General features: G+C 53.9%; 5 tRNA genes. All 5 read left to right on the top strand.

Annotated features, from left to right (window positions below):
• Positions 1-337: 337 nt before the first annotated feature.
• The 5 genes from ACTVDO_RS17335 (at position 338) to ACTVDO_RS17355 (ending at position 1070) form a co-directional block, all read left to right on the top strand.
• A tRNA-Asn gene (locus ACTVDO_RS17335) sits at positions 338-412 on the top strand.
• Positions 413-416: 4 nt separating this feature from the next.
• Positions 417-507: transfer RNA gene (locus ACTVDO_RS17340), tRNA-Ser, on the top strand.
• 14 nt (positions 508-521) lie between these two features.
• Positions 522-593, top strand: a tRNA-Glu gene (locus ACTVDO_RS17345).
• 9 nt (positions 594-602) lie between these two features.
• Positions 603-678: transfer RNA gene (locus ACTVDO_RS17350), tRNA-Val, on the top strand.
• Positions 679-993: 315 nt separating this feature from the next.
• Positions 994-1070, top strand: a tRNA-Met gene (locus ACTVDO_RS17355).
• The last annotated feature ends 40 nt before the right edge of the window (positions 1071-1110 follow it).

Below are 1110 nucleotides of genomic sequence, written 5' to 3' on the forward strand. Positions count from 1 at the left end.
GAGGTGGAAGCGTGGCGACACGTGCAGCTGACGGATACTAATCGATCGAGGGCTTAACCTAGAAAAGTGGAGGCCGCCCGCTTATCGGCGAAACGCGCTGGAGGGCCTGCGAGGAGGCTGTCGCCGCAGCAGGACCGAAGCGTCGCGAGCCGATGGCGGCCGGAACTAGACAGTGAAAAGCGCAGGCGAGCGGCGGCGAGCCGAAGCTAGACAGCAAGAAAAGTGGAAGCGCCGCGGCTTCTTCCCACAACGGTTATCTAGTTTTGAAGGAATGAAAAAAAGTCCTTGACAGCTCAGTGCGAATCATTATAATAGTAAATGTCTAAAGTGATGTCATTCCGCAGTAGCTCAGTGGTAGAGCAATCGGCTGTTAACCGATTGGTCGCAGGTTCGAATCCTGCCTGCGGAGCCATCGTGGAGAGCTGTCCGAGTGGTCGAAGGAGCACGATTGGAAATCGTGTAGGCGTGAATAGCGCCTCAAGGGTTCGAATCCCTTGCTCTCCGCCACTATCCAAAACCGTGGCCCGTTGGTCAAGTGGTTAAGACACCGCCCTTTCACGGCGGTAACACGGGTTCGAATCCCGTACGGGTCACTTCTTCGTGGAGGATTAGCTCAGCTGGGAGAGCACTTGCCTTACAAGCAAGGGGTCGGCGGTTCGATCCCGTCATCCTCCACCATTATTTGCAAAGATTTTATCGTCGCGGGGTGGAGCAACGAGCCTTTGCTTCATCGAATTCACTTCGAGTTGCCTCGACGCATCTGGCATCTTTGAATCAGCTTGTAGAGGAAGAGGCAAGGGACAACAACGCTAAGAACATTGTGCAAATTAATTTACTTTCCTATCGTCGCGGGGTGGAGCAACGAGCCTTTGCTTCATCGAATTCACTTCGAGTTGCCCCGACGCATCCAGCTTCCTTGAAACAGCTTGCAGAGGAAGGGGCAATGAATAGCACACTCAGAGCATTATGAAAACCAGTTGAATTTTCTATCGTCGCGGGGTGGAGCAGTCCGGTAGCTCGTCGGGCTCATAACCCGAAGGTCGCAGGTTCAAATCCTGCCCCCGCAACCAAATTGGTCCCGTAGTGTAGTGGTTAACATGCCTGCCTGTC

The sequence above is a fragment of the Geobacillus sp. BK01 genome (genome assembly GCF_052220245.1).
GTDB lineage: Bacteria > Bacillota > Bacilli > Bacillales > Anoxybacillaceae > Geobacillus.